At 72.3% G+C, this 7,390-nt stretch carries 8 protein-coding genes and 1 pseudogene; 6 read left to right on the top strand and 3 right to left on the bottom strand.

All coding sequences use genetic code 11. From position 1 onward, the window contains the following. Positions 1 to 832 (bottom strand): aminotransferase class V-fold PLP-dependent enzyme (locus GT030_RS10880; protein WP_161200923.1); only part of this gene is annotated, 832 nt, incomplete at its 3' end. A 202-nt stretch (positions 833 to 1,034) separates the two neighbouring features. Here GT030_RS10880 and GT030_RS10885 point away from each other — a divergent pair. The 5 genes from GT030_RS10885 (at position 1,035) to GT030_RS10905 (ending at position 5,739) form a co-directional block, all read left to right on the top strand. Continuing rightward, positions 1,035 to 1,877 carry a basic amino acid ABC transporter substrate-binding protein gene (locus GT030_RS10885; protein ID WP_161200924.1) on the top strand — a complete coding sequence of 281 codons (843 nt, stop codon included), beginning with the start codon at positions 1,035 to 1,037 and terminating at the stop codon, positions 1,875 to 1,877. Positions 1,878 to 1,881: 4 nt separating this feature from the next. Beyond that, entirely contained in the window at positions 1,882 to 2,715 is an 834-nt protein-coding gene (locus tag GT030_RS10890; protein WP_086695322.1) for an amino acid ABC transporter permease, read from the top strand. Next, positions 2,712 to 3,494: an amino acid ABC transporter ATP-binding protein gene (locus GT030_RS10895; protein ID WP_086695323.1), complete on the top strand. Its 783-nt coding sequence runs from the start codon at positions 2,712 to 2,714 to the stop codon at positions 3,492 to 3,494. Before GT030_RS10890 ends, GT030_RS10895 begins: the two co-directional genes overlap by 4 nt. A 43-nt stretch (positions 3,495 to 3,537) precedes the next feature. After that, a complete protein-coding gene (locus GT030_RS10900) occupies positions 3,538 to 4,629 on the top strand; it encodes an amidohydrolase family protein (protein WP_161200925.1) in 1,092 nt (363 codons plus the stop codon). Positions 4,630 to 4,776: 147 nt separating this feature from the next. Continuing rightward, the gene (locus GT030_RS10905; protein WP_161200926.1) at positions 4,777 to 5,739 is read left to right on the top strand and encodes an SCO1860 family LAETG-anchored protein; all 963 of its coding nucleotides are present in this window, start codon (positions 4,777 to 4,779) and stop codon (positions 5,737 to 5,739) included. Positions 5,740 to 5,757: 18 nt separating this feature from the next. Here the strand turns inward: GT030_RS10905 and GT030_RS10910 are convergent, their stop codons facing one another. Continuing rightward, a complete protein-coding gene (locus GT030_RS10910) occupies positions 5,758 to 6,135 on the bottom strand; it encodes a hypothetical protein (RefSeq protein ID WP_161200927.1) in 378 nt (125 codons plus the stop codon). A gap of 102 nt (positions 6,136 to 6,237) precedes the next feature. On the opposite strand from GT030_RS10910, the gene sigJ reads away from it, so the two are divergent. Next, on the top strand, positions 6,238 to 7,119 hold the full coding sequence (gene sigJ / locus GT030_RS10915) for an RNA polymerase sigma factor SigJ (protein WP_161200928.1): 882 nt from the start codon (positions 6,238 to 6,240) through the stop codon (positions 7,117 to 7,119). Here the strand turns inward: sigJ and GT030_RS10920 are convergent. Continuing rightward, positions 7,107 to 7,390 (bottom strand): annotated as a pseudogene (locus GT030_RS10920) (aminotransferase); the annotation flags it as partial. The gene sigJ and the pseudogene GT030_RS10920 overlap by 13 nt on opposite strands.

Raw genomic sequence — 7,390 nt, forward strand, 5'->3', positions numbered from 1 at the left:
CCGCGTCCCGCTCCGCACGCACGTACGGCTGGAGCCCGCCGCCCAGGGCGAGCGCGCCCGCCCGCGTGGCCCTCGCGAGGTCGCGGTGCCGGGCCATCACGGTGTCCAGGCCGTCCGCCTCGATCCGCTCCATACAGGCGTCCAGCGCCAGCATCTCCAACTGCGCCGGGGCGTGCGGCAGCGCCTTGCGCCCGCCGTCGATCCAGCGCTCCTTCCAGTCCAGCAGGGAGAGGTAGGAACGGCGCGGCGCGCCGGGGTTGGCGGCCATCCGCTCCCAGGCCCGCTCGCTCACCGAGATCGCGGAGACCCCGGCGGGCCCGCCCATCGCCTTCTGGGCGCCGATCACGCACAGGTCCACGCCCCACGCGTCCGGCAGTACCGGCTCGGCGCCGACCGAGGCGACCGCGTCCAGGTAGAAGAGGGCACCCTGCTCCCGCACCGCCTCGCCGATCTCCGCGACCGGGTTGGTGTTCCCGGTGGCCGCCTCCGCGTGCACCAGGGAGACGAAGTCGATCTCCGGGTGCTCGGCGAACGCCGCCCGGACCTGGTCCGCGGTGACGGCCGAGTCGAAGGGCACCGCCAGGTCGTGCACGGTCGCGCCGGAGTCGCGCAGCCAGTCGCCGAAGGTCTGGCCGTACGGACCGGTGATCACGTTCAGCGCCACGGTGCCCGGACCGGCGGCCGCGCGGATCGCGCCCTCCAGCGGCAGCAGCGCCTCGCCCTGGGTGATCAGCACGTCCTGCCGGGTGTCCAGCAGCCGGGCCACCCGGTCCTCGATGGCGGCGAACCGCGCGGCGGTCAGCGGGGGCAGGTCGAGGAGGGGATGGGTCACGGCGGGTGCCTTCTTCGCTCACGAGGTCCACGGGGCCGGCCCCGGCGGACCGACGGTGACGAGGGTAACTGGCGGCCTCCGTGCCGTTTTGACCGGCGACATCTTAGGCTGGACGGCCGCGAAGCCATCAGATTGATTTGAGAGGCCCAAACCTCTCCTTATAATCGGAACCCACAGTTCCCCCGATCGGGAGATTCCCCCCATGAAGACCCTTCTTCGGCGCCGGCCCCGTGTGCTGGCAGCCATCACCGCGACGGCCGCGATCGCGCTCGTCGCCGGCTGCTCCTCCTCGGGCGGCGGGGGCGGGAAGACCACCGTCAAGGGGGTCCACCTCGCCAACGCCGGGGCGCTGACCGTCTGCACCCACCTGCCCTACCCGCCGTTCCAGTCGGTGATCGACGGCAAGGTGCAGGGCTTCGACGTCTCCCTGATCGACCTGGTCGCCAAGGACCTGGGCGTGAAGCAGAAGATCGTGGACACGCCGTTCGAGAACTTCAAGACCGGTGCCTTCCTCAACTCCGGCCAGTGCGACCTCGCTGCGGCCGGCATGACGATCACCGACGAGCGCAAGAAGAACGTCGACTTCTCCGACCCCTACTTCGAGGCCACCCAGGCCGTGCTGGTCGACAAGAAGAGCGGCATCAAGTCCCTCGCGGACCTCAAGGGCAAGAAGCTCGGCGCGCAGGCGCAGACCACCGGTGAGGACTTCGTCAAGAGCAAGGGCCTCGACCCGGTCTCCTTCCACTCCTCCGACGCGGTCCTCAACGGCCTGCGCACCGGCCAGGTCCAGGCCGTGGTCATCGACTACCCGGTGGTCCAGGGCTGGCTGAAGGACAAGGCCAACGCCTCCGCCTTCCAGGTGGTGGACAACATCAACACCGGCGAGCAGTACGGCTTCACGGTGAAGAAGGGCAACACCGCCCTGCGCGACGCGATCAACAAGGCGCTGGCCCACGCCAAGTCCGACGGCGAGTACAAGAAGATCTACGAGAAGTGGATCGGCCCGTACGACCCGTCCGCCGCCTCTCCCTCCGCGGGCTCCTGACCCGATGGCCGACACGGACACCCGCATCCAGCCCCGCAAGAAGGGCCTGACCCGCAGGCAGCGGCGCAGGCTCTCGCGCGGCGCGCAGTACGTCGTCTTCGTCGCCGCCGTCCTCGCCTTCGCGTTCTCCGCGGACTGGGGACGGCTGAAGAACCAGTTCGCGCAACTGCCCATCGCCGAGCAGATGTTCCCGGACATCATCACGCTGGCGCTGAAGAACACCGTGCTCTACACGCTGTCCGGCTTCGTGGTCGGACTCGTGCTGGGCATCGTCGTCGCCCTGATGCGGCTGTCCTCCGTGGGGCCGTACCGCTGGCTCGCCGGCATCTACATCGAGATCTTCCGGGGCCTGCCCGCCCTGCTGATCTTCATCTTCGTCGGCGTCGGCGTGCCGCTGGCCTTCCCGGACGTGCAGTATCCGGGCGGCACCTACGGCAAGGTCGCGGTCGCCCTCGGCCTGGTCTCGGCCGCGTACATGGCCGAGACGATCCGGGCGGGCATCCAGGCGGTGCCCAAGGGGCAGATGGAGGCGGCGCGTTCGCTGGGCTTCTCGCCCGCGCGGGCCATGATCTCCATCGTCATCCCGCAGGCGTTCCGCATCATCCTGCCCCCGCTCACCAACGAACTCGTCCTGCTCTTCAAGGACTCCTCGCTGGTGCTGTTCCTCGGTGTCACGCTGGAGGAGCGCGAGCTGTCCAAGTTCGGCAACGACCTGGCCAGCACCACCGCCAACTCCACCCCCATCCTGGTGGCCGGCCTGTGCTATCTGCTGGTCACCATCCCGCTCGGCTTCGTCGTACGCCGGATGGAGTCCAAGTCCCAGGAGGCGATCCGGTGAGCACTCCCGAGATCCGCGTCGAGGGGCTGCACAAGTCCTTCGGCGACAACCACGTCCTGCGCGGTGTCGACCTGGAGATCGGCCAGGGCGAGGTGGTCTGCGTCATCGGGCCGTCCGGCTCCGGCAAGTCCACCCTGCTGCGCTGCGTCAACCTGCTGGAGGAACCCCAGCAGGGCACCATCGTGGTCGGCGGCACCGAGCTGACCGACCCGGACGTGGACATCGACGCCGTACGCCGGCGCATCGGCATGGTGTTCCAGCAGTTCAACCTCTTCCCGCACCTCGACGTCACCGAGAACCTCACGCTGCCCCAGCGCCGGGTGCTCGGCAGGGACAAGGCGGCGGCGGAGAAGGTCGCGGCGGAGAACCTGGCCCGGGTCGGGCTCTCCGACAAGGCGCACGCCTATCCGTCCTCGCTCTCCGGCGGGCAGCAGCAGCGGGTGGCCATCGCCCGCTCGCTCGCCATGGGCCCCGAGGTGATGCTCTTCGACGAGCCGACCTCCGCGCTCGACCCCGAGCTGGTCGGTGACGTGCTCGCGGTGATGCGGGGGCTCGCCGAGGAGGGCATGACCATGATGGTCGTCACCCACGAGATGACCTTCGCCCGCGAGGTCGCGGACCGGGTCGTCTTCATGGACGGCGGCGTCATCGTCGAGCAGGGCACCCCGGAGGAGGTCATCGGGAACCCGAAGAACGAGCGGACCCGGCACTTCCTCTCCCGCGTCCTGGACCCGGCGATGGCCGAGGTGGAGGACGTACCCGGCAAGACGGAGAAGTAGCCGGGGCTTCAGCCCGAAGGGCCGCCTCACTAAGGTGCGGTGCATGAGCGATCACGCGGTGCTGCACGTGAAGGGGCGGGTCCTGACCGGGCCCGACGACGTCCGCGACGAGCTGTGGGTGGTCGGCGGCCGCATCACCTACGACCGCCCCGCCGGCGCCGGTGACATCCGAGCCGTCCAGGGCTGGGCGCTGCCCGGCCTGGTTGACGCCCACTGCCATGTCGGCCTCGGCGCGGAGGGCCCGGTCGACGCGGACACCGCCGAGAAGCAGGCCCTCACCGACCGCGAGGCCGGCGCCCTGCTGCTCCGGGACGCCGGTTCGCCCTCCGACACCCGCTGGGTGGACGACCGCGCGGACCTTCCGAAGATCATCCGTGCCGGGCGGCACATCGCCCGTACCCGCCGCTACATCCGGGGCTACGCCCACGAGATCGAGCCCGCCGACCTCGTCGCCTACGTCGGCCGGGAGGCGCGGCGCGGGGACGGCTGGGTCAAGCTGGTCGGCGACTGGATCGACCGGGGCATCGGCGACCTCGCGCCCTGCTGGCCGCGCGAGGCGGTCGAGGCGGGGATCGCGGAGGCGCACCGGCTGGGCGCGCGGGTCACCGCGCACTGCTTCGCGGAGAGTTCGCTGCGGGACCTGGTGGAGGCCGGCATCGACTGCGTCGAGCACGCCACCGGCCTCACCCCCGAGCTGATCCCGCTGTTCGCGGAGCGCGGGGTCGCCATCGTGCCGACCCTGGTCAACATCGCCACCTTCCCCGACCTGGCGGCGGGCGGCGACGACAAGTACCCCCGCTGGTCGGCACATATGCGACGCCTCCATGCGCGCCGCTACGACACGGTGCGCGACGCCTATGACGCGGGCATCCCGGTGTACGTCGGCACGGACGCGGGCGGCTCGCTGCCGCACGGGCTGGTCGCCGCCGAGGTGGCGGAACTGGTCACCGCCGGCATCCCGCCCGTCGAGGCGCTCGCCGCCACCAGCTGGGCCGCCCGCGCCTGGCTGGGCCGCCCCGGTCTGGAGGAGGGCGCCCCGGCGGACCTGGTGGTCTACGAGTCCGACCCGCGCGCCGACGTACGGGTGCTCGCCGCGCCGCGCCGGGTGATGCTGAACGGGCGGGTCGTGCAGTAGACGGGGCGAACGGCCGTGCCCGCCTAATCGAATACGAGGGCGGAAACCCCACGATGGAGTGAAGTAACCCAGGATCGCTGACCGTTCACCCACAGTGCGTAAAGGTTGTCGTGTCCCGAGCACGCTCCTCCTGGGGGTCCCACCGCCGTGAACAGCGACAACTTCCGCATGCCCGCACGCCGTCTCGCCGCCGTGGCGACGGCCGCCGCCCTCACCGCCGCTCCCCTGTTCCTGAGCGCGCGCCCGGCGCACGCCACCGGCGGCCACGGACACGCCTCCGCCGCCGTGCTGCGCGCCGGACTCGACGTGTCCCTGCTCCACCGCACCGCCGACGTCCCGCTCACCCTCTCCCTCGACGAGGTCCAGGCACCGGGCGACGCCGACCGCACCGCGCTCTCGGCCCGGCTCGACGGCGTGGACCAGGGCCGTCCCTTCTCCGTACTGCGCGCCGACGTCGCCTCGGCCAGAGCCACCGCCACCGACGAGCGCGCCGAGGGCTCGGTCCGCCTCGCCAACGCCCGGCTGCACGTGCCCGGTCTGCCGCTGCTCTCCCTGGTCGAGGTCGGCACGGTCACCGCCCGCGCCACCTGCGCGGCCGGAAGGGAACCCGAGGCCGAGGCGAACGTCCTCGGCGCCGTCACCGTGCTCGGCAAACGCACCACCCTCACCGCGGGCGGCCCCACCGAGGTCCGGGTTCCCGGCGTCGGCGAGGTCCGCCTCGGCCTGGCCGAACACCGGACCACCTCCGGCACGGCGGCGGCCACCGCGCTCCGCCTCAAGGTCTCGGTGAACCCGCTGCGGCTGAACGTGGCCGAGGTGACGGGCACGGTGACGCTGGCGGAGGCGAGCTGTGAGACACCGGTGGGGGAGGAGGAGACGACGCCCAGCGAGGCCCCCGCGTCTTCGGAGCCCGCCGCGCCCGAATCCGCCGCGCCCGCGCCGGAGAAGTCCACCGAGGCCCCCGCGTCCCGGGCCGAGCCCCAGGGCACCCGGAGCAACCTCGCCGAGACGGGCGGCAGTTCGGCCACCCCCTACATCGCGGGCGGCGCGCTGGCCCTGCTTCTGCTGGGCGGCGGCGCGGTGACCGTGGCCCGCAGGCGCCGGGGCTGACCGGGCCCGGCCGGGGTCTCAGCGCCGGACCAGCGCCAGCAGGCTCAGGCCGAACATCAGCACCCCCAGCGGGAGATGGACCGACGGCACGTGCGCGATGCCGAGCACGACCTGGACCGAGGCGAGCGCGAGGAAGCCCGCGGCCTGCCGGACGGGCCGGGCGGAGCCGCCGCCCGGCTTCCACGCCAGTACCGCCGCGAGCACGTACAGCATCGACGCCCCGTACATCACGCGGGCGCCGATGCCGTGCAGCGTCTCGCCGTAGGACGTCGTGAGCAACAGCCCGGCGGAGACGGCCTGGAGGAAGATGGTCAGCGTCTGGAGGGCTAGGGCGACGCGGAGGAACGTGGAGCCGTCGCGCCGCGCGTCCGTCGTGGTCGTCACCTGAGTGGCCATGTCCTGGTCCCCTTTTCCGCCCGTCGGGCATCAGCTCGATAAGGTCTCACCAGTCCGACGACGCGGGCCTGCGAAAGGTAAGGCGAAGGGGGCGTCACAAGCATGGGAGCGGTGGAGGACCAGGCCGAGCGGCGTCAACTGCTCAACGTGGCCTACCGATTGCTCGGCTCGGTGACCGAGGCCGAGGACGCCGTGCAGGACGCGTACACCCGCTGGTACGGGCTGCCGGACGGCCGGCGGGCGGAGATCCTTCTCCCCGGCGCCTGGCTGACCACGGTGACCGGCCGGATCTGCCTGGACCTGCTGGGCTCGGCGCGGGCCCGCCGGGAGCGTTACGTCGGTGCCTGGCTGCCGGAGCCGCTGCCCGACCGCGCCGAGTGGGACGGTACGGGCGACGCCGACCCCGCCGACCTGATCGTGCGGGACGAGTCGGTGGCGATGGCGTTCCTGGTCGTGCTGGAGACGATGACACCGGCCGAGCGGGTCGCGTTCGTGCTGCACGACGTCTTCCGGTACCCGTTCGCGGAGATCGCGGAGGTGCTCGGCCGGACCCCGGCCGCCTGCAAGCAGCTGGCCGCCTCCGCGCGGCGCCGGGTGAGCGCCGCGCGGGCTCCGGCTCCGGTGCGGGCCGATGTGGTGCGGCGGGTGAAGGAGGCGTGGGAGAGCAAGGACATCGCCGCCCTCGTCGGTCTCCTCGACCCGGCCGCCGTGATGACCGCCGACGGCGGCGGCATGGTCGGCACCGTCCTGCGGCCGGTCGAGGGCGGCCCGCGCATCGCCCAGTACATGACCGCCATCGCCGTCCGCGCCCCCGGCCTCGAACTCCTGGAACGCTCGGTCAACGGCCTGCCCGGCCTGGTGGCCCGTCGCGACGGCGCGGTGGTCACCGTCGCCGCCTTCGAGGGAGACGGTGACCGCGTCACCCGGATCTGGGTGGTGCGCAACCCGGAGAAACTGCGGCCGTGGACACCTCAGCCCTCCTGAGTCAGCGCCGTGCCCAGCGCCTGGACGAACCCCGCCGTCGTCGTCCGGTCCCGCACCGCCACCCGGAGCCAGTCCGGGCCAAGGCCGGGGAAGGTGTCGCCGCGCCGCACCGCGTAACCCAGCTCGCGCAGGCGGTGCCGTACGCGCTGTGCGTCCGGCAGCTCCAGCAGGACGAAGGGGGCCTCCGCGGGGCCGGTGACCTTGAGGCCGTACGGGGCCAGCTCCGCCAGGCCGGTGAGGAGATGGGCGCGGTCGGCGGCCGTGCGGTGGG

Origin of the sequence: Streptomyces sp. SID1328 (genome assembly GCF_009865595.1) — a bacterium.
Classification (GTDB): domain Bacteria; phylum Actinomycetota; class Actinomycetes; order Streptomycetales; family Streptomycetaceae; genus Streptomyces; species Streptomyces griseoluteus.

Bases quoted from the DNA above. Each gene is read 5' to 3' on its own strand.
- GT030_RS10885 (WP_161200924.1), top strand. From the start codon at position 1,035: ATGAAGACCCTTCTTCGGCGCCGGCCCCGTGTGCTGGCAGCCATCACC.
- GT030_RS10890 (WP_086695322.1), top strand. From the start codon at position 1,882: ATGGCCGACACGGACACCCGCATCCAGCCCCGCAAGAAGGGCCTGACC.
- GT030_RS10900 (WP_161200925.1), top strand. From the start codon at position 3,538: ATGAGCGATCACGCGGTGCTGCACGTGAAGGGGCGGGTCCTGACCGGG.
- GT030_RS10910 (WP_161200927.1), bottom strand. From the start codon at position 6,135: ATGGCCACTCAGGTGACGACCACGACGGACGCGCGGCGCGACGGCTCC.
- sigJ (WP_161200928.1), top strand. From the start codon at position 6,238: ATGGGAGCGGTGGAGGACCAGGCCGAGCGGCGTCAACTGCTCAACGTG.